General features: G+C 41.3%; 19 protein-coding genes and 1 pseudogene. 2 read left to right on the forward strand and 18 right to left on the reverse strand.

All coding sequences use genetic code 11. The features are described 5' to 3' along the window. Positions 1–231: 231 nt before the first annotated feature. The 12 genes and pseudogenes from MKX73_RS17960 to MKX73_RS18015 all read right to left on the reverse strand — a co-directional run bounded on the left by MKX73_RS17960 (position 232) and on the right by MKX73_RS18015 (position 16,201). Positions 232–2,211 (reverse strand): hydantoinase B/oxoprolinase family protein, encoded by a 1,980-nt coding sequence (locus tag MKX73_RS17960; RefSeq protein WP_340718635.1) that lies wholly within the window; start codon positions 2,209–2,211, stop codon positions 232–234. Between the two features lie 21 nt (positions 2,212–2,232). Next, entirely contained in the window at positions 2,233–4,260 is a 2,028-nt protein-coding gene (locus tag MKX73_RS17965) for a hydantoinase/oxoprolinase family protein (protein WP_340718636.1), read from the reverse strand. A 99-nt stretch (positions 4,261–4,359) separates the two neighbouring features. Next, entirely contained in the window at positions 4,360–5,751 is a 1,392-nt protein-coding gene (locus tag MKX73_RS17970) for an aldehyde dehydrogenase family protein (RefSeq protein ID WP_340718637.1), read from the reverse strand. An 11-nt stretch (positions 5,752–5,762) separates the two neighbouring features. Continuing rightward, the gene (gene ald / locus MKX73_RS17975) at positions 5,763–6,890 is read right to left on the reverse strand and encodes an alanine dehydrogenase (protein WP_340718638.1); all 1,128 of its coding nucleotides are present in this window, start codon (positions 6,888–6,890) and stop codon (positions 5,763–5,765) included. 4 nt (positions 6,891–6,894) lie between these two features. After that, complete coding sequence (locus MKX73_RS17980) at positions 6,895–8,226, reverse strand: aminotransferase family protein (protein WP_340718639.1); 1,332 nt, start codon at positions 8,224–8,226, stop codon at positions 6,895–6,897. Between the two features lie 260 nt (positions 8,227–8,486). Further along, a complete protein-coding gene (locus MKX73_RS17985) occupies positions 8,487–10,127 on the reverse strand; it encodes a sigma-54 interaction domain-containing protein (RefSeq protein WP_340718640.1) in 1,641 nt (546 codons plus the stop codon). 64 nt (positions 10,128–10,191) lie between these two features. Beyond that, positions 10,192–11,625 carry an amino acid permease gene (locus MKX73_RS17990; RefSeq protein ID WP_340718641.1) on the reverse strand — a complete coding sequence of 478 codons (1,434 nt, stop codon included), beginning with the start codon at positions 11,623–11,625 and terminating at the stop codon, positions 10,192–10,194. A gap of 174 nt (positions 11,626–11,799) precedes the next feature. Beyond that, positions 11,800–13,137: an RNA polymerase factor sigma-54 gene (gene rpoN, locus MKX73_RS17995; RefSeq protein ID WP_340718938.1), complete on the reverse strand. Its 1,338-nt coding sequence runs from the start codon at positions 13,135–13,137 to the stop codon at positions 11,800–11,802. Between the two features lie 210 nt (positions 13,138–13,347). Next, positions 13,348–13,707: pseudogene (locus MKX73_RS18000) on the reverse strand (M23 family metallopeptidase); the annotation flags it as partial. 509 nt (positions 13,708–14,216) lie between these two features. Next, a complete protein-coding gene (locus MKX73_RS18005; RefSeq protein WP_340718642.1) occupies positions 14,217–15,092 on the reverse strand; it encodes a dehydrogenase in 876 nt (291 codons plus the stop codon). Further along, entirely contained in the window at positions 15,082–15,576 is a 495-nt protein-coding gene (locus MKX73_RS18010) for an RNA polymerase sigma factor (protein ID WP_340718643.1), read from the reverse strand. The genes MKX73_RS18005 and MKX73_RS18010 overlap by 11 nt, the downstream gene beginning before the upstream one ends. 124 nt (positions 15,577–15,700) lie before the next feature. Further along, entirely contained in the window at positions 15,701–16,201 is a 501-nt protein-coding gene (locus MKX73_RS18015) for a DUF1648 domain-containing protein (RefSeq protein WP_340718644.1), read from the reverse strand. 105 nt (positions 16,202–16,306) lie between these two features. Between MKX73_RS18015 and MKX73_RS18020 the strand changes: the two genes are divergently transcribed. Continuing rightward, positions 16,307–16,960, forward strand: a complete 654-nt coding sequence (locus MKX73_RS18020) for a DedA family protein (RefSeq protein ID WP_340718645.1) — start codon at positions 16,307–16,309, stop codon at positions 16,958–16,960. A 41-nt stretch (positions 16,961–17,001) separates the two neighbouring features. On the opposite strand, the gene MKX73_RS18025 is transcribed toward MKX73_RS18020, so the two are convergent. From MKX73_RS18025 to MKX73_RS18045, 5 genes are all read right to left on the reverse strand, one after another. Continuing rightward, positions 17,002–17,484, reverse strand: a complete 483-nt coding sequence (locus MKX73_RS18025; RefSeq protein WP_340718646.1) for a chemotaxis protein CheW — start codon at positions 17,482–17,484, stop codon at positions 17,002–17,004. An 11-nt stretch (positions 17,485–17,495) separates the two neighbouring features. Then, entirely contained in the window at positions 17,496–18,605 is a 1,110-nt protein-coding gene (locus MKX73_RS18030) for a M20/M25/M40 family metallo-hydrolase (protein WP_340718647.1), read from the reverse strand. 47 nt (positions 18,606–18,652) lie between these two features. Further along, positions 18,653–19,633 carry a hypothetical protein gene (locus MKX73_RS18035; RefSeq protein ID WP_340718648.1) on the reverse strand — a complete coding sequence of 327 codons (981 nt, stop codon included), beginning with the start codon at positions 19,631–19,633 and terminating at the stop codon, positions 18,653–18,655. A gap of 54 nt (positions 19,634–19,687) precedes the next feature. Next, positions 19,688–20,431: an AAA family ATPase gene (locus MKX73_RS18040; RefSeq protein ID WP_340718649.1), complete on the reverse strand. Its 744-nt coding sequence runs from the start codon at positions 20,429–20,431 to the stop codon at positions 19,688–19,690. Positions 20,432–20,710: 279 nt separating this feature from the next. Next, positions 20,711–21,403, reverse strand: coding sequence for an AIM24 family protein (locus tag MKX73_RS18045; RefSeq protein ID WP_251687110.1), 693 nt, complete (start codon positions 21,401–21,403; stop codon positions 20,711–20,713). Between the two features lie 147 nt (positions 21,404–21,550). Between MKX73_RS18045 and MKX73_RS18050 the strand changes: the two genes are divergently transcribed. Next, complete coding sequence (locus MKX73_RS18050; RefSeq protein WP_340718650.1) at positions 21,551–21,937, forward strand: general stress protein; 387 nt, start codon at positions 21,551–21,553, stop codon at positions 21,935–21,937. A gap of 2 nt (positions 21,938–21,939) precedes the next feature. On the opposite strand, the gene MKX73_RS18055 is transcribed toward MKX73_RS18050, so the two are convergent. Beyond that, a complete protein-coding gene (locus tag MKX73_RS18055) occupies positions 21,940–22,290 on the reverse strand; it encodes a hypothetical protein (RefSeq protein ID WP_340718651.1) in 351 nt (116 codons plus the stop codon). Between the last annotated feature and the right edge of the window lie 39 nt (positions 22,291–22,329).

Here is a 22,329-nt window from a genome sequence, read left to right on the forward strand (position 1 = left end):
ACTTTTACTGGAAATGATGTAACACGAAGAAAACTTCGGTGCTTACTGGATTTACCTCGCTTTAAAAAAGGGCTATTTGCAGAAGCAGGATGATCCTTCACGCATATACGACGTCCCTTTTACTGAAGCGGAAATTGAAGAATTCGCGCAGATGGATGAACGCGGCTCAAACCTCATAAAACCCCTATGCAGAATTAGTCCTGCATAGGGGTTTCGTAAGCTTCCCGCTTCCTATGCCCAAAAAGCAAGAGAACGTTTTTTCATCTCTTCTCTGTATTGCATAGTCGAAACCGGTAAAACTTTATTCGTATTATAATCCATAATTACTCCATGCCGGCGAACGACATCCATTTGATTAATTTCTCCAGCATTGTACATGCGTTCAACCTCAAGAGGGTCCAATTCCAGCCATTGACGGCGGTTATTACGAATATATTCACGCTCTTTTGATGTTGCTTCGTAATCCACTTCAAACGCGTCAATATCCCGGTCAATTTCATAAATTATTACGCCGTAATCAAGCTTTGCACGCTCAATCGATACATACTCATCAATCACATCTTCCAAAACTGCATGAATATCGCGTTCTAACGGGTCGCCTAAACCGCCGCCGCCTGCAGATGGTCGTGTAAATGAATCACCTTTTTTCACTTCTACATTGGAGAAGATAGTCCCTAAAAACTCTTCATCACTTTGATTCGGATTAAGGATGGCCCCTTGTGGAATAGAAGGTAATCCCCCTTTGATGCCCCATGTAATCGAGCGTGAGCGGTCACAGCAATAGGACATGACCGTATTATTTATATCTGTTAACATACCGCCCTTTTCAACACCGCAGCCCCCGCGATATTTACCCGGACCTGCAGAATCGGTTATGATTTGGTGCTTCGTCGTAATAACCGGTGACAGCCGTTCCTGACCTTCACAAGGTTGAACACTTAACCCGACCCCGAAAACCGGTGAAGTTGTATTTGCGCCGTCTCGGTCAATACGGCCACCATGACCGCCCGCCATCCAGTCGTACCACATAAAGTACTCACTGCCATTTTGTCGTTTATCATAACCGCCAATTAATAAATACTCTAAGTTAAAGGAACAAGCAATTGCACGTTCCGGCATGATGTTGGACCATAATTCAAAGCACGCATTCATGATTTTTTCAAACGACCCCGAACAGTAGCCCGATACCGCCACCGGACTTGGTGCATTGACTACGGTATTTTCAGGGAGATACGTTTTTACGACCCGATAGAAGCCCGAGTTTAACGGAATGTCCGGGAAGAATGTCTTGGTCCCTGCATAAGTTCCCGAAAGTGCCGAACCAAAACCGGCATTTAAAAAGCAGCTAATGTACGGGTGCGATCCGCTTAAATCATATAAAATTTCATCGTCCGTTATCGTCATTTTCACACGTATCGGAATTAGACCATCCCCAAGCTGCGGGTCCATATCAATATAATCCACGGTTTCCCATTCCCCTTTAGGCAAAACCGCAATTTTTGCCTTCATTAAACGCTCCACATAATTTTGTACTTCTTCGAAAGCTAATAAAACCGTATCAATTCCGTACTTGTCAATCATCTCATTTAATTGCTTTTCGCCAACTTTTGCGGCTTCCACTTGCGAACGTAAATCTCCAATTCGTTCTTCCGGAATACGCATATTTTTTACGATAATATTGACAATATCTTTTAAGTATTGGCCTTTACTGTATATCCGTACAGGCGGAATCCGCAATCCTTCGCCGAAATGTTCTTTCGCTGTAATATCGAAAGATCCAGGGTTTGAACCACCGACATCTGCCCAGTGCCCGTTCGTTTGCATCAGGGCAATAAGCTTTTCTCCATGAAATACGGGTAAAACGACTCGGACATCACTGAAATGTGTCCCTCCACGATAAGGATCATTTACTAAAAAAACGTCACCCGGGTGGATATCGTCCGCAAAATCTTCCAAAACTGCCTTCGCTGTTAAATGCAATGTTCCTACATGAACCGAAATATCCTGTGTCCCTTGCATGACCGTATTTCCATCGGCATCACATAGTGCACAACTAAAATCACGGTTATAAATCACAAACGAATAACATGTACGCAACATTTGCTCTGCCATCTGATCGACCAGATTGACAAACCCGTTTTTCAACACTTCAAATGTTACGGGATCTAGATTTTGCACTTGATTATGTTCTGCTAATTTCATTGTACTCATAGACTTCATCCTCCTTATCGTTTATTCGTTCACCGTAATAATGATATTTTTATAGACATCTACTTCCGCCGTAAATCCTGGTGGGATTACTGTCGTCGTATCTAACTGATCTACGATTGCCGGACCTTGTATTTGTGTGTAGACCGGAATTTTATCGCGGTGATATACTTTCGTATCGACAAATTCCCCTTCGAAATAAACAGGACGTGTCTCTTTATAAGCATCTTCTAACGTTCCTTCTTGTTCATATTGCAGAAATTCCGGTTTTGGCACCGTTCCAATGGCTGTTACACGCAATCCGTAAATTTCCACCGTCTGTTCAGGATCAGAGAAAGCAAATTCACGTTCATGTTCTTTATGGAAAGCAGCCAGTACATCTTCTAATGAAGTCAATTCATCCGGAACAACTACAGCCAATGATCGCCATTGCCCCTTATAGCGAAGGTCAATATAGTTCATCAACGTTGAAGTTTCTTCGGAAATCCCCTCTTCTTCCAGCAGCGCTTTCGCCTCAGTTCTCAACTCGCTGAACTGTTCAGTTAACTCTTCAACTGATACATCCGTCACTTTTTTCACGTACGTTTTTGAAATATCATGACGCACATCAACGAGCAGACAACCCATTGCAGCAGCGACGCCCGGATGTGTCGGGATAATTACTTTCGGGATATTTAAATCTTTTGCTAAATAAGCACCGTGCAATGGTCCTGCACCACCGAATGCTACGAGAGCAAAATCACGCGGGTCATACCCTCGACGTACCGAAATTAATCGAACGGCATCGCTCATATTGGCGTTGGCCACTTGGATAATCGCATTTGCGGCTTCTTCAACAGACTGGTTAAATTCATCCGCAATGGACTTCACTGCCTGAGTTGCAGCAGATTTATCCAGTTGCATTGTGCCATCCAGTAAATTAACACCTAAACGGCCTAACACTAAATTCGCATCTGAGTTGGTTGGTTCTGTTCCTCCACGACCATAACAAGCAGGGCCTGGTGCAGCACCGGCGCTTTGTGGTCCGTTTCGTAATGATCCGCCTTCATCTTTCCATGCAAGGCTGCCCCCACCTGCTCCAATCGTTAATATTTCAATACTCGGGAACCCTATCGGATAACCGTATTCAATCGACCAGTCTTTTGTAATGCGAATATCTCCCTCGAACATTAAGGAGATGTCGGTACTCGTTCCGCCCATATCCAAACCGATCGCATTATCAAATCCGCATAATTTGGCAATATGTTTACTTGCAATCGCTCCTGCAGCAATCCCTGAGCTTGCTAATCTTGCAGCATAACGAGGAACTGTACTCGACGTCATTACCCCGCCGCCTGAATGCAGTACTAAAATTTCCTCTTCATAGCCTTTTTTCTGCATTTCATCGCTTAACTTACTAATATATCTGCTCATAATCGGTCCTAGAACGGCATTAATAATCGTCGTGCTCATCCGTTCATGTTCAAAAATTTCCGGCAAGACTTCACTGGATATACAAACATAGACATCCGGCAGTTCCTCTTTTAAAATTTCCTTTACTTTTGCTTCATTTTCTCCATTAACATAGGCATTAATAAAGCAGACGGCAATAGATTCGGTATTTCTGCGTTTCAGCTTTTTTGCTAATGCGCGAATTTCGTCCTCCTGAATTGCTTCTAAAATATTGCCTTCATAATCTGTCCGTTCCGTGACCTCAAATCGATCACGCCGTTGAATATAAGGTTTTGCTGTATCTTTATACGTATCCCATATGTCTTCTTTTGTACCACGTCGAATTTCAGTTACATCCCGAAAGCCTTTTGTTGTGATCAGTGCTGTTTTCGGTAACTTCCGTTCAATCAGCGCATTCGTGCCTACTGTAGTGCCATGAGAAAATATTTTTATATCCTTGCCGTCTAATCGGGCCTTCTCAATTCCATTAATAATGCCTTCTTCCGGGTTTGATGGTGTAGAAGATGTTTTCGTTACAAACACTTCTCCCGTATTTTCGTTAAATACAAAAACATCTGTAAAAGTTCCACCAACATCAATAGCTAAACGAGTATGTGTCATAGAGATACCTTCTTTCATAAGGAAGTTTATTGTAATGAACCGGACAGTATTGGTCGTTTTTATAATTAAATTAAGTGAATAGTCAGATAAAAAAACCTGCTATTTCATATTGATCGTAACGGTTTTCATTGTCGTGAAAAATTCTTTCGCCGCCTGACCTTGTTCACGGGCACCTGTACTAGAATTTTTCACACCGCCAAACGGGGCTTGTGGTTCTGCTCCGCCTGTTTCATCATTTACCTGGACAAGCCCTACTTCACTGCGCTTAATAAAATCAAACGCTTTTTGGATATTTTCAGTATAGATTGAAGCACTTAATCCAAACTCCGAATCATTCGATAATTGAATTGCTTCCTCGTAATCTTTCACTTTTACGACAGCCAGCACCGGCCCGAAAATTTCTTCGCGTGCAATTGCCATTTCATGAGTCACATTTTTAAAAATCGTCGGCTGAATATAGTAGCCCTCTGTTTCATTTGGAGCCGGTTCACCACCGTAAATAAGTTCTGCGCCTTCAGATTTCGCCTTTTCTATTGCCGCTAAAATATTTTCATATTGTCCTTGTGAAACAACAGGTCCCATCGTTACACCAACTTCAATTTTCTTCGTTTCTTCAATTAATAACGCCAGTACTTCTTCATAAACCGCCTGTTCGATATAAACACGGCTTGTGGCTGTGCAGCGCTGACCCGTCTGTTTCATCGCACCTTCGATTGTCAATTTTGCTGCTGATTTTAAATCGGCGTCCGCTAAAATAATCGCCGCATTTTTCCCGCCAAGCTCCAGCTGAATTTTTTTGTTTGTCGATCCGGCTGTATTTAAAATACTTTGTCCGACGCCATTTGAACCTGTAAATGTTATTGCCTTTACTTCAGGGGCTTCCAATAAAACTTGCCCGACTTTTGAACCGCGCCCCTGTACAACATTGACGACGGATTTCGGGAATCCAGCCCGTTCAAATAATTCGCCTAGCAGCTTTCCGGTCAATGCTGCTTCAACTGAAGGCTTCCAAACTACAGTATTTCCGTAAACTAAGGCTGGTGCCATTTTCCACAGCGGAATGGCTACAGGGAAATTCCAAGGAGTAATTGCTGCAATTACGCCAAGCGGTACACGCTTCGTATACAAAATCTTATCTTCACTGGCTGAAGGCAGTACTTCACCTGTTGCCCGCATCCCTTCCTGGGCATAGTAACGTAAAATCGAAGCACCACGCTTTACTTCTCCGATCATTTCATTTTTTGTTTTTCCCATTTCACGCGAAGCTGTTTCCGCTACAAGATCTATTTCTTCTTCCAGTAAATCCGCCATCACACGCAAAATTTCGCCGCGAGCAACAGAAGATTTATTTTTCCATTCCTCAAATGCCTGATGTGCTGATGCAACGACTGCTTTCGTTTCGTCTACCGTCAGAAGTTCAACTTGGCCGATACATTCAGCCGGATTGGCTGGATTGAATTGTTCACGGATTTCTCTAATAATGGTTGTCATAAAATTCCTCCTTAAATAGACACAGTTTGTAGTACTTCTTTTAAAGGCGAATACGGCAGGTTGTGAGCGTGGGCAACTGCTTCATACGTAACTTTTCCGGTTACGGTATTCAATCCTTTTGCTAATGCATCGTTTTCAATCACAGCTTTTTCAAAGCCTTTGTTTGCAATTTGAAGTGCATACGGTAATGTGACATTTGTTAATGCAATCGTTGACGTCCTTGCCACGGCACCCGGTATATTTGAAACGGCATAATGTAATACGCCATGCTTTACATAAACAGGCTCGCTATGTGTTGTAATCCGGTCGACAGTTTCAATTGAACCGCCCTGATCCACCGCAACATCGATAATTACAGAGCCTTTTGACATCGTCTTTACCATACTTTCTGTTACTAAACGTGGTGCACGTGCCCCCGGAATCAGCACGGCACCTATTAATAAATCCGCTGTCTTTACTTCCTCCGAAATGTTGAAACTATTGGACATACGTGTTTTTAATCGACCTGCAAACTGATCATCTAATTGACGCAGTCGATCAACATTCGTATCCAAAATCGTCACATCGGCTCCAGCTCCTACCGCCATTTTCGCAGCATTTGTCCCGACGATACCACCACCAATAATTACGACTTTTGCTGGGGATACTCCCGGAACACCACCTAAAAGCGTTCCTTTTCCGCCTTCATGTTTTTCAAGGAAATGCGCACCTAGTTGTACAGCCATACGTCCTGCCACTTCGCTCATTGGCGTTAATAAAGGTAATGTACCATTTGGAAGCTGGATTGTTTCATAAGCAATCGCAGTCACTTCTTTTTCAATAAGCTGTTTCGTTAATTCAGGTTCTGGCGCCAAATGTAAATAGGTGAACAAAATTAAATTTTTCTTAAAGAAATGAAATTCCTGTTGTAATGGTTCTTTTACTTTAATAACCATTTCAGCATTCCAAGCTTCTTCAGCAGTCGCCACAATTTCTGCACCGACTTCTGTATAGGCTTCATCTGTAAATCCGCTTGCTAAGCCTGCACCCGTCTCCACCTTTATGCTATGACCACTTTTTTGAAGTTCAAAAACACCTCCGGGAGTCATTCCGACACGGTATTCATTATTTTTTATTTCCTTTGGAATCCCGATAATCATTCGCTTAGCCTTCTTTCTCCACAATATTTTTACGCACAAATTCAAATGTCTCGTCTAAAATTCTTAATATTTCGTTCAATTCTGCTTGCGATAAAATTAGTGGGGGCGCAAACACAATCGTATCTTGTTCATACGTAACCGTTCGCAAGATTAAACCTCTTTTCATCGTTTCCTGTACAAAAATCGGGCTTAGTAATGTGTCGAACAGTTCACCCGTCTCGCGGCTTTTTACTAACTCAATCGCTCCAAGTAAACCGAGTGTGCGCACACGGCCGATAAAACTGTATTTATCCTGTAGAACACGGAAGCCCTCCAGCATTGCTTCACCCATTTTTGCTGCATTTTCCACAAGGTTTTCACGTTCAATAATTTCAATATTTTTCAACCCGACTGCACATGCCATTGCATGGCCGCTGTAAGTATAGCCATGCATTAATGTCCCTTTCGACAGCTCACATAAATCCTGGTGAATATTTTCCGAAATGACAACGCCGCCAAGTTGTGCATAGCCGCTTGATACGCCTTTTGCGAATGTAATCATATCCGGAACTACATCGTAATGCTGCATGCCGAATAATTTACCTGTACGACCGAAACCAGTGATTACTTCATCCGCAATAAATAAAATGCCGTACTCATCACAAATTTCACGGACTTCTTTAAAATAATTTTCCTGGGCGATATTTACTCCACCTGCTCCTTGTACTGGCTCTGACATGAACGCTGCAACTGTTTCAGGTCCTAGCTGTTCAATTGTGTCTCGTAAATTACGTGCAGACTGATTGTAGACATAATGGAAGCCAGGTGCATGTGAATTAGTAAAGTCACGGAATGCTTTTAACCCAGTTGCATTTGTTGCTCCCATTGCTACTCCATGGTAAGACTGTGTACGTGAAATAATTGTCTGGCGCTGTGGCTGACCTTTCAGTACCCAGTAATGACGTGCTAATTTAATCGCTGTGTCATTAGACTCTGAACCGCCAGACGTGAAGAATACTGTGTTTAAATTTCCAGGGGCCATCGATGCAATTTTGGACGCTAAGCGAATGGCCGGTTCATTACTAAACGTTGCAAAACACGAACTGAATGCCAACTTTCCCATCTGCTCCTTTGCCGCTTCCGCGATTTCTTCACGGCCATGTCCAACATTGACATTCCATAAAGAAGACATCCCGTCAATATACACTTTGCCTTCCATATCTTTTAAATAAATTCCCTCACCTTCAGTAAAAATTGCAGCCGGTCCATCAGCTTGCTGTTGTTCAATAGAAGATGTCGGGTGGAGAAAATGTTTCTGATCCAATACTTTTAATGTTTCTTTTAACTGAATTGTCATAAATAGTTCCCCTCATTTCGATTTATTTACCTACACCTACTAATGAGCAATTCTCGTGCCAACTTTTATTTGAAGGGAATAAAATATAAATCTTTCAACTAAAAGACATCACTAGATGATAAGTGATGTCTTAGCTGTTATATTTTTTTGGCTTTTCTATATATATGATTTGTATTTTTTCAACAAAGTTGTATAACATCATACATTTTATTTATTTATACATTTTAAATTCAGAACTGCAAATTTGATGCAAAAACGCATCATCTATCTTCATACGAAATATTGCGTGTCAACTGATATTTTTGTATTTTCCGGACTAATGTTGACTGATCACACCCGAGAGACTTAGCTGTTTCACGAATGCTTGGATGTTCAGATAATGCTTGTTTAATCAGCTGTTTTTCAAATAGAGCCACTTGTTCTTTCAGCGTCCCCGCAAACTTGGGATGCACAGTTTGTTTAGTTTCAAAGTTCTCATCGTGCTGATTTTTTAAAATATGCACAATATCCGGATTGCTGTCCAATTCCTGTTTTACCATGTTCACAGTTATTTCCGGCTGAACAGCAAGCAGGCAAATCCGTTCTACGATATTTTTGAGCTGCCGGACATTACCGGGCCAGTCATATGCCTTAAAGATTTTCAATGCGTCTTTTTTAATCGTCCGGTGGATGCCATATTTTTTATTAATTAATGCTAGAAAATGATTTACAAGCGGAATAATATCTTCCCGGCGCTGTCTTAACGGCGGGACTTCTATAGGAATAATATTCAAGCGGTAATACAAATCTTCCCGGAAACTGCCCTGCTTTACCATTTCTGCCAAGTTTCTGTTTGTTGCGGCTATAATCCGTACATCTATCGGAATCGGCTTTCCGCTGCCGATGCGCTGAACCTCGCATTCCTGCAACACGCGCAATAATTTCACCTGTAACAGCAAGGGCATTTCGCCAATTTCATCTAAAAACACTGTACCGCCTGAAGCAATTTCAAACAGCCCTGCTTTTCCACCTTTAATGGCACCAGTAAAGGCACCTGCTTCGTAACCAAAAAGTTCCGATTCCAATAATGTATCCGGTATCGCACTGCAGTTAATCGTTAATAATTGCTTTTCACTGCGCCTGCTGGATGTATGGATGAGCTTTGTAATTTCTTCTTTCCCTACTCCCGACTCACCACTGATTAATACAGTAGAGTCCACTTCTGCTACTCTCATCGCGCGATCTACTACTTGTTCCATGGCACAGGACATCGAAATAATATTCGTTTCTTTTGTATGTATCGCCTGCAATTTGTTTTTAAAATTTTCATTTTGTATTTCCAGCTTCTGCACTTCTTGTTCCAATATTTTCAGTTCGGTCATATCACGGGTAATGGCAACTACATATTGCAGTTCCCCTGCCTCATCGAATATCGGCTTTCCCGTTACTAAAAAGCACTTGCCATTAATAAACGTCTGCAAAATCGTTACTTTTTCTTTGGATTCAATCACTTTCATCGAAATGGAATCACTCATCAATCCCTCTGCCATTGCATCTTTCGCATATCTTCCCATTAGATCAATGCCGACAATTTCAATATCGCTTTTATTCTGAAACAAAATTTTGCCTTGGCGATCACAAATTGTAATGCCGTCGGAGATGGAGTTTAACACTTTAGTCGAAAGCGGATTCATAAAATCGCTGTCGCTGAACTGTTTTAATGACCGCACATTAAATAAATCCCCCTGTACCGACTCCAGTACTTGTACAAAATAGCCATCTACCTCAAATAATTCTTTTTCATTTTTATATTCGTTGATAATATTTTCGATTAAGTCCGGCTGTATTTCGCTTTTTGCTATAATTTCACCGTTTTTAACTACAAAAAAATGCTCTCCTTTATGGAACCCTACTATTGGCATAATGGTCACATCCTCTCTAAAATACCCTTAGACAGCCTGTATCTAAGGGTATTCTTCACCTATTCTATTCGGATAGTAAGTTCTCCTCTATTTCCTCTGCTTTTTCTTTCTGTACAGCCGATTTGACAGAGAACTTTCGCATGACAAAAAATAAACAAACCGAACCTATCAATACTAATGTGCTCAAGTAAAATTGGGAGCGTAAAGATTCAATTAACATCTGGCATAAATAAACGACTGCCAAAACACCGATTGTAATATAAGATAAATACGGAAACAGCCACATTTTTATCGCAAGCGGCTCATTCGAGACTTTTTCATAGTGGCGACGGAAACGGATTTGCGAAATGGCAATGAAAATATAAACAACAATCATTAACCCCCCGACACTGTTTCCTAAAAAGTAAAAGATCACTTCCGGTGAAACGAAATACATTAGTGCACAAATATAGGCGACAACTGTACTGCCAATAATGGCATGTACCGGTGCACCACGCTTATTTTTAATTTGTGAGAACATTTTCGGTGCATCACCTTGACGCGACATTTCAAGCAACATACGCGAACTCGTATATAAAGCCGAATTCAATACAGAAATTAGAGAAATAAAAATAACAATCTGAATGATTTGTGCTGCAACCGGTAATCCGGCCAACGTTAAAATATTTGCATAAGGTGCTGCTAGCATAGCCGTGTCGTTCCACGGAACAATCAGAATCATAATAGCTACAGATCCGACAAAGAATAATCCTAGACGGAATACAACGTTCCGGATGGCACGTACAATATTTTTCGCCGGATTTTCAGATTCTGCCGCTGCTATCGCTGCAACCTCAGCACCACAAATAGAGAAGATTACGAATACAATCGCTGTCGCAACAGGGACAATTCCATTTGGAGCAAATCCGCCGTACGATGTTAATAGTTCTAAACTTCTCGACTCATAATTTGGCCATAAACCAACAATCATTAAAAGACCAACAAGTAAAAATACAATAATAGCCGTGACTTTAATGAACGACAGCCAATATTCAAATTCACCGAATGACTTGACAGAATAAATATTAACGACTGTCATTAGTAAGGTAATCCCTACACCGCCAACCCAGACCGGAATAACCGGGAACCAGTTATGCAATATACCTCCAATTAGCGCCGCTTCCAGCCCAACAATAAACACCCAGCTTGCCCAGTATAGCCAGCCTACTGTAAATCCTGCCCATGGACCAATATACCTTCCCGCATAGGAAGCAAATGAACCGAGCTCTGCAGAACTGCCTCTACTTTTCCCTAGTGCAAGTTCACCTGTCGCCATTTCCCCAACCATTTGCATAATCAGGACAATCAGCATACATGCAATTGCATATGATACAACAGCTGCAGGACCCGTACTTAAAATATTTTTACCGGTTCCTACAAATAGCCCTGTCCCTATGACTCCTCCGATTGAGATCATCGTAATATGACGCGTTTTTAATGATTTTTGTAAAGTGCCCATTTATTCACCCCTCAGTGTTTGAATGCTGACATTTATAAACCCCTTCCTCTAATTCAATGTCTACTTTACAAGGAGCAATTTTCATGCCGAATTTTAAAAATTCAGTTAAATTAAGTTAAATAAAAAAATTCCATTATTGTATTTTTAGCATCAACTTGCTACATATTGCATCATCTATCCGCAAGTACGATTAGCTGAATTGACAATTCTCAATTCTTCCCGGTATTTTGCGACGGTTCGTCTGGAGATTTGAATTCCTTCCTTACAAAGAATATTAGTCATTTGCTGATCCGATAATGGTTTATTTTTGTCTTCTTCTTCAACCAGTTCTTTTATCCGTTTCTTAATATACGTTACGGAATCCATTTTGCCTGAAGCATTCGTTAACCCTTTTGTAAACAAGGACTGCAAAGCATAAATTCCATGCGGTGTTTGAATATATTTTCCTCGGATAGCCCTGCTGACTGTTGATTCGTGCACACCAAGTACTTCAGATACATCCTTTAAACGCATCGGTTTGATTAAATCCATTCCTTTTGCAAAAAAATCTTCCTGAATTTGTACGAGCAATCGAGCCAAATCGTACAGGGTCTTATCCCGCTGTTCAATGCCCTCCATTAATGCAAGCGCATCTTTTATTGAATCTCGGTAATAAGTTTGATTGTTCGCATCGTTTTTAAGCAGTTTCACATAGGATTCATCAATTGTAACAGATGGCAAATAGTGACGGTTTAATTTGATGATCCATTCACCTTCAATATTTTTGACCGTTAAATCCGGTATGATATACGGAATGGCTTCCACTTTATCTCCTGCAATCATCGGGTTCAAATTTTTAATGTAAGTAACAGTCTGTTGTACCTCTTGAAGTGGCATTTTATATTTTTTACTTAACCTTTTGAATGCCTGTGCTGCGACCAATTTTAAATCATCATTGATAAATTTGACTGCCATTTCCGGAGCAGACGGGTCACGATTAATCTGAATCAACAAATACTCTGTATAGTTGCGGGCGCCAACTCCGACTGGCTCAAAAGTTTGGAGCAAATTTAATATCGCCTCGACATGAACCATACTCGTATTAAATTTTTCGGATACAAATTCTAGATCCGTTTCTAAAAATAACCGATCATCTAAAGACCGGATCAAAAAAGTTAAAATTTTCAAATCCGTTTCGGATAAATTACTATGCACCGGAACCTGTTCCATAAGAAAAAGTTCATAGCTTACTTTTTCCGCGAGTGTTTTTTCAATAATATTAAATTGCTCTTTTCCCGATCCATGCAAGGGTGAAAACTGCGTGCTGATTGAACTCCTTGCCAGTTTCATTATTTCCTCATAATTTCCTTTTACCTTTGCGTCGATAACAGAAAGCAGCGGGTTCTCATTTGCCTTTTCATAAATGTATTGCTCTAATTCGTTAGTAGAAAATTGAAGTATTTCTAAATGCTGCAACAATTTCGCTGACAAAACCTGTGTAAGCTTCTGTGAATTGTTTAAAATCATTTGCATCACTATCAGCCTCCAATTCCATATTTTTCTACATTATATCATTTTAATGCTAGTTTATCCCTCCTTTTCTTCGTTCGGCGAATGGATAAGAATTTCATAAGATAGATTATTCGTTAGTTGTTCATGACGGATGGTCTTTCCTTAGAAAAAAATAAACATAGCACAGGTCCTCTATCAAGCAGAGCTGTACTACATTTTTGACTGCATACACTATTTAAAAAACTGCCCAATAATTCGGGGAATTAATAACAGCAGTTCACCAGCTGTTAAAGAGTTTTCAATTTTATCAAACGTGCCGGATTCTGCCGTGCTTGCTGAGTTCGGCAGTACAAAATCCCCCTGAATGGGTTCTGCTCCCCCATGAAACTGAATCCGCAGCGATTTTGCCTGCAGAAAATCCGGATGATCCATCACTTGAAAATGGATATGTGCTTCCGAGGAATTGCCCGGATTCCCGCATAATCCGAGCAGTTGACCTGCCTTCACTTTATCTCCTGTTTTCACACAAATCGAATCCTGCTTAAAATGGGCAATCATACTGTATTCATTGTGTTCATGTGCAATGGTACAATAGTTACCTGCTAAATTTTCTTAAATTCCTTTTATAAGTTGATAAACAAAAAAAGGCCGCTTCTTTATGAAGGGCCATGCATTTTCATTTTGGTTGTTTTCGCTAAGTATATTGCTTTCAAAGGGAAAGTGGAATATATTGAAAATACATTAATTTTATTAAAAATTGGAGTTGTTTGAATGTTAATACTAATCGTTGCCGCAATGTTAATAAACCTAGTTTCCCCACTATTTCTCAAAAAAAAGTACAAAGGGGCTTCGATAATAATAACAGTTGTTTCAACAATATTTTCCATAGTTCCATTTATTTTAGGCATGTTATTTGATGGATTTAACGCAAATTCGGCAATGTTTCCTTACGTTTTCCTATCTTCTTTGTTTTTACCTTTGTTATTTCTTTTGTCAGGTATTAATATCGTAATGATTTTGAAACAAAGGTGGCTAAAATAATCAAAATTAGTTTTTTTGTGAGAAGTAACTCTTTACGAAAACGGCCTTCATTTTTATTATTATGCCATGCCTATCCAAATAAGGAACCATAGCACAATAAATAGGATTTTGTACTTTTCCACTTTCAATATGTTCAAGTTTGTCACTTCTCTTTTTATGAGCCACCACATGCTGAATCCATATACAAACAATAAAAGGAGAACCAAGGGCTTGTAAAACGGTCCGATTATAAAATAGTAATATCCCATAATCGCCACAACGATCAAGTAAATAGTCATAGCAATACCCATTCCGCGTATTTTTTTCGGCAGTTCAATTTGTCGGCGGCTATAGTAGCTGGAGGCCACCAGAATCATCACTAAAATGCCTAGACCAATAAATATAGAAGGAAATTGTAGTCGGTCATGTGCATTTTCCAGGTCAGATAAAACAGCGGACGGATATTGTTCATGCCCGGGATAGTACGCATCATTCGTCACGTCATACAAATAGTTCCATGCCAATTCAAATTTTCTCTGTTCACCGTTTCTATACAACACAACAATGTCATAATGCTCATCGCTATTCGGAGGAGCCATGACAGCTGGAAGCGCTGAAATGTTTTCGAATAAAGTAACCATTTCATCTGTCGTCACATTTTCAACCCCAATGAAAAATGTCGATGCTCTGCCCCGAAACCCCTTTTCTCCGTTATTTTCATAGGAAGTAATTTTCACGATCTCACCGGATGCTGCCTGATTATTAAGATTGTTCGAGGTGAACAGTAAAAACAGACCAATGAAACAAATCGCCGCCATCACACCTAGTTCACGGAATGTTTTCAAAGGATTGCGTCTTTTGACAGGCTTTTTATGGATGTTGTAATAGATGGATTTTTTTAATGCCTCATTTTCAGGGAATTCATTTAACTGTTTTAAGCGATCGTCAAGCTTCATCGATTTCACCTCCTAAAATTTTCTGCAATGCCAGCATCGCACTTCGCTGTGTATTTGCGACTTTCATCGAAGTTAACCCCATAATGTCGCACGTTTCCTGAATCGAAAGCTCCTCGATTTTCCGGTAAATAATAACTTCGCGTTGGACCGGCTTTAACTTTTGCAGTGCCTCGTACAATCGTTTCCGGTCTTCTTCCTGAATGAGCCAATCATGCGGAACGTAGTGAAAATCCTGCTGCTCCGGGGCAATTGTAAATGGAAGCCACTTAATTAATGCTCTCTTCCGGTAATAGTCATAAACAAGATTCCGGGCGACTTGCCTCGTATAAGTCTGGAAATTGGTCACTTTGGTCAAATCCGTTTTATAAATCCGCACAAACGTATCCTGCGTTAAATCTTCGGCTACTTGTGCATTCGATACCATGTAGCGTATGTATTGATACGTCTTGCGGAACTCCTGCTCATAAAGCTCGTCGAAATCCATGTCCATCACCTCTCTTACTTCTATAGACGAATGAAAATCAAAAATATGTAATTTAATTTAAAGTTTTTCATGAAAAAAGCACCTCCTTTATGAGATGCTTCCGGTATTCGAAAGAAATTCTGCTTTACCTGATCTTAAATATCTTAACCATCTTCCAAATGAGTACAATAAACAGCGCTGCCAAAATGACGAAAAACGGCCAGCCGATCGTTGTTGCTTCTTCTAAAGCAATCATCATGATGCGGTATACGATGTAGGCGAATAATATATTGATGATGTTACGCATATAATTTAATGTTTGGCGACTATTTCTGTAAAAGACCTCGGCATTGGATTCATTGAAGCGTTCCGGATAGTTGTGCGTTTCAGGGAATTTTTCCAAAATCATTAAAAAGAAATGCATGGCAATCCCGATGCCCGGTAATATTAACAGCTCCCATTTAGAGCCCCACCGGTCGACATTGCCGCTGCCGTCAAAGTGGGCAGGTATTTCTTTAGGCAGTTCGCTCCAGTTCACGAATAGTACAGCGAACATGATTGCCAATGCGATATACCCGATAAGATCCATCAGCCATTCGGATTTCGTTTTCGGAATCTTGATCTTAGGGCGTTTCGTCAAACTCATTTCCATCACCTCTTTTAATTTTTTTACTCAGCACTTTTTATAACAATATTTTGCCAACATCCGCTATACTTGAATTTAATCATCCTCTTGATGGGAGAACTACTTATGCTACTTGACATCATTCAATTTTTACGGGAAATCGACCAGGTCATATTTTATTACATAAAAGAGCTCGGACTGTATATTTATATTTTGCTGTTTGCGGTTGTTTTCACGAAAACGGCCTTTGTAATTTTAACATTTTTACCCGGGGATAGTACGGTGTTCACAAGCGGGACATTGGCAGCGATCGATAAGCTTGATTTTCTGACATTGCTGATCATCTTCATCGTTGCGACAACGCTTGCCGACAGCAGCAACTACCTTATCGGAAAATCGATACGGAAAATTCCGCCGAAGCGCAATCTGTTCATGCGTTTTTTATCAGAGGAAACTACTGAAAAAGCACTGAAATTCCTGGAAGACTACGACCGGATTGCCATTACGTTTTCAAGGTTTGTGCCGTTGATGCGGACAATGACACCGTTTATATGCGGATATTCGGGCTTTTCGTATGGGACATTTTTACGCTATAACTTCATGGGGGCCGTACTTTGGACCGTTGTATGGCTTGGCGGCGGCTTTTTACTCGGAAATATACCATGGGTTGAAGAAAATCTCGTCCTGACACTCACGATTATTTCCATCTTCGTATTTAGCTTCACAGGTTATGCGTACGTTAAACAATTCAAAAAAAAGAAAGCGGTTACTGCCGATTGAAAAAATGGAGCCTATCACGTTCAGATGATAAGCTCCTTTTTTTAGTTTGTCTGATTTTCCTGCTGGTTCATTTCATGCATATATTCGATAATTTCACGGATGCCGTCCAATGAGTGAACGAGAATATTCGGGTCGATACAAGAAATCATGCGGTCTTCCAAATTGGCAACCGCAGTAAAATATTTCGTCTTTTCGTAATTGACAAGCCCCATCTGTTTTAATACGCCTTCTTCAAAGTCGATAATTTCTTTCGCATCGGCAACGACCAATCCGTAATTAATCAACTCTGTCTTCAACACAATGATTTTAGCCGTTTGTGTATTTGTCGGGCGATTGTATAAAATGGTCTGAAAATCGATGATCGGTGTAAGTTCCCCGCGAATTCGCGCAAAGCCGAGCAAGTAGTTCGGCAAATGAGGAATCGGAGTTACGCGCTCCAGCTTTTCAATCGAAACAACCTGCCCAACCGGAACGGCATATTCTTCTGTGCCGCATAAAAATACGACTGCTTTTTCAATGCTCATATTCATACCTCTTATTTCATTGTTTGAACAACGATTTCTTCCAATAAATCAGCCAGTTTTTCCAGTTCTTCCACCGGCATTCTTTCGTTTGTCGTATGAATTTCCTCATAGCCGACCGATAAGTTTACAGTAGGGATTCCGAACCCGGCGATAACGTTTGCATCGCTGCCGCCGCCTGAAATACCAAGCTGCGGTGTGCGATCGATCGCTTCTACCGCCGCTTTCGCAACTTTCACAACCTGATCTTCTTCTGTCGCACGGAAACCTGGGTACATTAACTTTACTTCCACTTCAGCGCGCGCACCCATTTCTTGTGCGACACGTTCAAATGTTTCTTTCATATGGTCCGTTTGGGCATTCAGTTTTGTTTCATCGATCGAACGGGCTTCCGCAAGAATCGATACTTCATCACATACGATATTCGTTGCTTTCCCGCCTTCGAAACGTCCGATATTCGCTGTTGTTTCTTCATCAAGACGGCCTAATTTCATTTGGGCAACCGCTTTTGCTGCAACCGTAATTGCGGAAATCCCCTTTTCAGGTGCAACGCCTGCATGTGCTGTTTTACCGATGATTTTCGCAAATACTTTTGCCTGGAACGGTGCTGCTACTACAATGCCGCCTACTTTGCCGTCACTATCAACCGCAAAACCGTATTTGGCGATGATTTTTGAAGGATCCAGTTCTTTGGCTCCGACTAATCCGCTTTCTTCACCCGCTGTAATGATGAACTGGATTGTGCCGTGTGCGCTGTCTTTTTCTTTTAAACGACGCGCCATTTCGAATAATGCTGCGATACCTGCTTTATCATCCGCACCTAGAATCGTTGTGCCGTCAGAATAAATATAGCCGTCTTCACGAATTTCCGGTTTAATGCCTTTGCCCGGTACGACTGTATCCATATGTACTGTAAAGTAGATTGGCTCGATAGACTCATCACCTTTTAATGTTGCGATAATATTGCCTGCACCGTGACCATTTCGTGTATGTGCATCATCCTGAAAAACATCAAAGCCCATTTCTTCTAATTTTTTTACTAAGATTGGTGCAATTACTTCTTCGTGTTTCGTTTCAGAATCAATTTGCACTAATTCCAGAAACTCTTCTACTACTCGGTTCATAATCGATAACTCCTTTAAATAACTAGTTTACGCTTTATTGTACGCCTCTATTTTTGAAAAAACAATGATTGATCATCGGCAGTTAAAATGCTTTGTTTTTCCTCTTGCAGCGCCTGTTCTTTTTCGGTTGTCATGCTCAGTTTTTGCTTCAAATCCCGAAGTGTATTCGCCACATCATCCTGTACACGCAAAAGCTGATCGATTGCAGTTGTAATTTTCGAATGAACCGACCAGTCGGTAAAAATATTATCGAAAAAGTAATCCGTAAACATGATAAAACCATCCGTATGAACTTCCAGTGTATTTTGGCGCATCTCTTTAATATCGAGCAGTTCGTTTTGGAATCGTTGAAGGGCCATCTGTGCTTCGTGCAAATAGCCGTTCGTCTCTTCCAGCTTGTCATGCTTTAATGCCGTTGCGATAAAGCCTCCGCCTAAAAATGTATCCCATGTCGAGTAGGATTTGGCATCCTGCAATTTCGAGCCGGCATCCGTCAGCTTATTGAATGCCTGTTTACCCGCATCAATCGCTTCATGGATTTCGGTTTTCAGCTGTTTGCATAAAAGCTCCTGTTCAATGATGCCCGTTAATTCCTTCGCTGCTGCAGGTGCATTTGCCATCAGCCACACTTGTTTTTCATTTTCTATTTTCTTCAGCTGCTCACGTATAGTTGAAACATCTATTGCGCTTAATCGCTGAACGAGTTTACCCCGGTCTTCCTGTAAATCCTTAAACGTCAGCTGCGCTTCGACCAGCTTCAGCTCTGAAACGGCAACCTGGTCCATATTCTGTTCGATCAGCTCATCCTTTTTCCCGGACCAGCCGCGAAATAGATTCACGAACGAAAACCCCTCGAGCTTATTCAATTGCTGGCGTGCCTTTTGCAGATTCTGTTCATGCTGCTCAATATCCTGCTCGGTATGCTGGATCTGCTGTTCAAGACTTTCGATTTTTTTGCTCAGTTTTTCCGCTTCCAAAAGTTGAATGTAATGCTGTTCTGATTGCTGCTGCAATTGCTGCCATCCCATATTCTTCACTCCTTTATAAATCCTTTATAGTTACCCGACATCTGTAATCGATTGCTAATCCAGTTCATCCTCATTGTCTTCAAACAAATTTTGCAGCATTTTATCACGGTGCTGCAAAAAATACGAGGTTACCTGATAATGTTCGGTTTCTTCATACTTTACCTGCTCGATGCCATGCTCATCAAATTGATAGATGACCGCCTCCGGGAATCCGAGTAAAATCGGCGAATGTGTTGCGATGATGAATTGCACATTTCCCTGCTTTACCAAATCATTCATCAATGTTAAAAACGCCAGCTGTCTTGTCGGGGATAATGCGGCTTCCGGCTCATCCAGCAAATAGATGGCCTGCCCTGTAAACCGGTGCTGGAACAGCGAGAAAAAAGATTCCCCGTGTGACTGATGATGAAGCGATTTTCCCCCGTATGCTTTGTAGCCGTTCTCATCGGTTTCATCCAAATGCGACGCAAACTGATAAAATGTCTCGGCACGCAGAAAAAAGCCGTTCGTTACTTTTGGCCACCACGAGAGCTTCACATAATCGCCAAGCGCGGATTCGGATTGATCCACTTCATATGCCTTATAGTTTTGTGTGCTGCCCCCTGCCGGATTGAAGCCGATCTGATCTGCAATGGCTTCGAGCAATGTCGATTTACCCGCCCCGTTTTCTCCGACGAAAAACGTGACCCTTGCGTCCACATCCAATTCATCCATATGGCGAATAAACGGAATCGAAAACGGGTATTCGCTATAGTCCGTTATTTCTTCTTTTTTAAGTTTGACTGATTTTAAAAACATCTGTTTTCTCCTTAAATCAATAAAAAAGTGGTGATTTCCATTCCGGGTCGGACGCTTTCCGCGGGCGTGAGGCCAACACGAAGTTGGTCACAAAAGCGTTGCTACAGGACGTGGCGTTCTTAGCTTTTGTTCCTAGTCTCAGGCGTCAGTGCTCCTGTCGCTTCGCTTTCGTCGCAAAATAAATTACGCTATTGCCGTTGGGGTTGCCTCCCCTCCATTCCAATCGCCTTTTTATTCATTCTTACTTCAAAGCGGTATCTATTCCTATTAACACAGCCATTATGATTCCGACGATAAATACACTTCTTCAAATGGCTGAATGATGACGAATCCTTCACCGGAAAAGGCCATTTGGATCGATTCATTGCTGCCGCGTCCAATGAGTGTGCGGAACGTAATATCCGTTACAAATTCCGGCTTCAAATTCCCGGACCATGCGACTGTCGCATTCGGGTCGGTATACACTGTTTCACCCGGCTTAACGATCAGTGTCAGCGGTTCAAAATGGGTTGTAATCGCCACTTTTCCTTTGCCGTCCAGCATGACGTTGAATAAGCCGCCTGCCATCATACCGGCCATTTTGCGCATAAGTCGTATATCCCAATTGATTGACGGTTCAAATGCAAGCAGGTCATTGCCGTTCACACACAGACTTTCGTTCTGCAAATCAAAAATGGTAATCTTTTTTCCTTGGTCAGCTAAATATAACCGGCCTTTCCCTTTAGCCTTCATCAATTGCGTACCTTCACCGGTCAATGCTTTCTTGAACATTTTCGACACGCCGTGCTCCAGCATGCGCTCACGCTCAAACTTGATCGAACCGACGTAGGCAATCATTGCGCCCATTTTCGACCATACTTCCCCGTTCAGATTTACTTCAAGTACACGATCGGTTTCCAATTCAAAATAATCATTTTCATTCTGGTCTTGCTGCGTCTTGTTGACAAAATCACGAATGGAATAGTTCCCCATCAGTAAAACCTCCCTTTTCATGTTCTACGGATTAGATACTGGATAAGTTTCGAATTTTCTGCATTTTGTAATTGTATTAAGGCACGATTGTTTTCAATCACTACCATCTGAATAATATTTGCATTACAATAAAAAAAAGAGGTGATCATGATGGAGTACCGACGTGAAATCGCTTTAGTGTACAGTGTTGAGGAAGCTATGACAAAGCTGAACATGATTAGAGGGCACGGTTTTTCCGAGCATGAAATCCATGTGTTTTCAAAAGATCTTCACCCGTTACAATCTCTGAAAATGTATACCGACATTCAAGTCCACCTTGCCGGCAACTGGCTCGACCAGCTCATCAGCTTTGTGACGCGTCAAAATGTTTATGAAGTGAGCTTGCGTATTTTGCATCTCACTCCGGAAGAAACCGCCCATTACGGGCATGGCATTGAACTTGGGGCAATCTTTCTGTTTGCCGAGCACGAGCACCCGTATGAAAAGGAACCGAATAAACAGCATGCAGCATTCAATCTTAATGCGGTGGAATAATTTTATAAAGAACTGCCGTCGATCATAATGAATTTTACGATTAATGCACCAACGACCAAACTGATAATGATCCCGTTCAAAATAAGCACAAATCCCTTTGGAAACGGTATTTTTAAAAGCGATGCAATGGTCCAGTGAATGAGACTGTAAACAAATAGCGCAATTAACGTTCCAAAAGCTTGAAAGGCAATGGTCAGCAGCCTGCCTGAATTTGAAATGTCTCCGGGTGGAGCATCAGCAGCGGTAAACAGCATCCCCATGATAAACAACATTGATAGGAAATAACAGCTGTAGCCGATCAGGCTGACCATCGCCGTATAGAGGATGCAGTTTACAATTTTAATTATTTTCATTGTGTTGCCGACCACCCTAAAAGTTTTCTGCAATGAAAT

It is taken from the genome of Solibacillus sp. FSL W7-1436, assembly GCF_038007305.1.
Taxonomy (GTDB): domain Bacteria; phylum Bacillota; class Bacilli; order Bacillales_A; family Planococcaceae; genus Solibacillus.

Excerpts from the sequence above, each read along its gene's own strand:
- MKX73_RS17960 (WP_340718635.1), bottom strand. The coding sequence starts at position 2,211 with ATGAGTACAATGAAATTAGCAGAACATAATCAAGTGCAAAATCTAGAT.
- MKX73_RS17965 (WP_340718636.1), bottom strand. The coding sequence starts at position 4,260 with ATGACACATACTCGTTTAGCTATTGATGTTGGTGGAACTTTTACAGAT.
- MKX73_RS17970 (WP_340718637.1), bottom strand. The coding sequence starts at position 5,751 with ATGACAACCATTATTAGAGAAATCCGTGAACAATTCAATCCAGCCAAT.
- ald (WP_340718638.1), bottom strand. The coding sequence starts at position 6,890 with ATGATTATCGGGATTCCAAAGGAAATAAAAAATAATGAATACCGTGTC.
- MKX73_RS17980 (WP_340718639.1), bottom strand. The coding sequence starts at position 8,226 with ATGACAATTCAGTTAAAAGAAACATTAAAAGTATTGGATCAGAAACAT.
- MKX73_RS17985 (WP_340718640.1), bottom strand. The coding sequence starts at position 10,127 with ATGCCAATAGTAGGGTTCCATAAAGGAGAGCATTTTTTTGTAGTTAAA.
- MKX73_RS17990 (WP_340718641.1), bottom strand. The coding sequence starts at position 11,625 with ATGGGCACTTTACAAAAATCATTAAAAACGCGTCATATTACGATGATC.
- rpoN (WP_340718938.1), bottom strand. The coding sequence starts at position 13,137 with ATGCAAATGATTTTAAACAATTCACAGAAGCTTACACAGGTTTTGTCA.
- MKX73_RS18005 (WP_340718642.1), bottom strand. The coding sequence starts at position 15,092 with ATGAAGCTTGACGATCGCTTAAAACAGTTAAATGAATTCCCTGAAAAT.
- MKX73_RS18010 (WP_340718643.1), bottom strand. The coding sequence starts at position 15,576 with ATGGATTTCGACGAGCTTTATGAGCAGGAGTTCCGCAAGACGTATCAA.
- MKX73_RS18015 (WP_340718644.1), bottom strand. The coding sequence starts at position 16,201 with ATGAGTTTGACGAAACGCCCTAAGATCAAGATTCCGAAAACGAAATCC.
- MKX73_RS18020 (WP_340718645.1), top strand. The coding sequence starts at position 16,307 with ATGCTACTTGACATCATTCAATTTTTACGGGAAATCGACCAGGTCATA.
- MKX73_RS18025 (WP_340718646.1), bottom strand. The coding sequence starts at position 17,484 with ATGAGCATTGAAAAAGCAGTCGTATTTTTATGCGGCACAGAAGAATAT.
- MKX73_RS18030 (WP_340718647.1), bottom strand. The coding sequence starts at position 18,605 with ATGAACCGAGTAGTAGAAGAGTTTCTGGAATTAGTGCAAATTGATTCT.
- MKX73_RS18035 (WP_340718648.1), bottom strand. The coding sequence starts at position 19,633 with ATGGGATGGCAGCAATTGCAGCAGCAATCAGAACAGCATTACATTCAA.
- MKX73_RS18040 (WP_340718649.1), bottom strand. The coding sequence starts at position 20,431 with ATGTTTTTAAAATCAGTCAAACTTAAAAAAGAAGAAATAACGGACTAT.
- MKX73_RS18045 (WP_251687110.1), bottom strand. The coding sequence starts at position 21,403 with ATGGGGAACTATTCCATTCGTGATTTTGTCAACAAGACGCAGCAAGAC.
- MKX73_RS18050 (WP_340718650.1), top strand. The coding sequence starts at position 21,551 with ATGATGGAGTACCGACGTGAAATCGCTTTAGTGTACAGTGTTGAGGAA.
- MKX73_RS18055 (WP_340718651.1), bottom strand. The coding sequence starts at position 22,290 with ATGAAAATAATTAAAATTGTAAACTGCATCCTCTATACGGCGATGGTC.